Genomic DNA, 1,322 nt, shown 5'->3' with positions numbered 1-1,322 from the left:
AACCGTCTGTCCTGTTTCAGGGCCTCACGGACAGATGTGTTTCAGCACATGTCGGACAGTTTTGGGTTGGTCAGTGGTTGGTAGCGTACTGATCTGTTGAGGGTGAGCTGGCGGGCGAGTGTGTCGTTGATCATGATGACGACGCGGTCGCCCTGCCAGAACACGGTGGCGGTCTGGCCGGCCCAGCGTCGGCCTAGCACGATGGAGCAGCCGGAGAAGGCGATGACCCCGGTGCTGGAGACGGGGCGTTGGGTGGTTCCGCTGGGGGCTTTGAGGCCTTCGGAGGGAGTGGCTTTGAGGCTGGCGTCGTAGCGTTGCTGCGGGGTGTGACCGTCGAGGCTCTGGTGTCTTCGATTGTTGTAGATTGCGCGGTAATCGTCGAGAAGGTGTTGCAGGGCGGCAAGATTCTCGGCTGGGGGCCGGGCGGCGAGCCATTTCTGCAGGGTCTGATGGACACGTTCGTTCTTGCCGCAGGTTTGCGGGTGATAGACCGACGAGGCGATCGTGGTGACGCCGTGTTCGGCGAGGTGGCATTCCAGATCGGCCATCCAGCCGCGGTGTTTGCCGGAGAAAGCCAGGCCGTTGTCGGACAGCACTTTCACCGGCGCTCCGTAGCAGGCGATGGCCAGCTGTACCGCGGTCCAGGTGTCGGCACCGTTCTCGCTGACCGCGGCGTAGGAGCCGACGTCGAGGCGGGAATGGTCATCCAAGATCTGGATGATGCAGACCTTGGTGCCGTCGGCCAGGTAGTGCTCGGTCCCATCGATCTGCCAGCAGCCGTTCGGATCCGGGTACTGGAATCGGCGCCGTGTGCGGGGCTTCTTGCGTGGCTCGGGCTCGATCTGGCCGTGATCACGCAGGATCCGGTAGACCGACGACTGTGAGGGCGGCGGAACCATCCCGGCGTCCTCCAGACGCCACCGGATCGAGATCGGCCCGTTGTCCAGGCCCTCCTCCGCGAGCTCTTTACGGGCCCGCAGCACCGCCTCGGTCACCTCCTCACCCAACGCGGACGGATGACTCAGCGGAGCGGTGCTGCGGCAGGCGAACCCGACGGTCCCCTCGCGCTGGAACCGAGCCACATACCGATAGAAAGTGTCCCGGGACACCCCATGCTCGCGGCAGAACCGTGCCACGTTGATCTTCTCGCCCGCGGCGGCCCTGACGATCGCGGCGACGAACTCAGGATCCATCGGAAACCCAGCTCTGCCCATCGTCGCATGATCACCACACAAGCCCTGGTCACCACACCGACAGGCCGGTCAGTGTCCGTGAGGTCCTGAAACACCAACTGTCCGACATGTCCTGAACTCAGACAGACG

General features: G+C 64.1%; 1 protein-coding gene. It reads right to left on the bottom strand.

Annotation, left to right across the window (positions count from 1 at the left end; all coding sequences use genetic code 11):
• Positions 1-41: 41 nt before the first annotated feature.
• Complete coding sequence (locus tag ACZ5IK_RS45195) at positions 42-1,193, bottom strand: integrase core domain-containing protein (protein ID WP_465493360.1); 1,152 nt, start codon at positions 1,191-1,193, stop codon at positions 42-44.
• Positions 1,194-1,322: the final 129 nt, after the last annotated feature.

It is taken from the genome of Amycolatopsis sp. NPDC031561, assembly GCF_055580625.1.
Note: the sequence above shows the minus strand (reverse complement) of the source record. Positions and strands in the feature narration are given on the sequence as shown.

Excerpts from the sequence above, each read along its gene's own strand:
- ACZ5IK_RS45195 (WP_465493360.1), bottom strand. The coding sequence starts at position 1,193 with ATGGATCCTGAGTTCGTCGCCGCGATCGTCAGGGCCGCCGCGGGCGAG.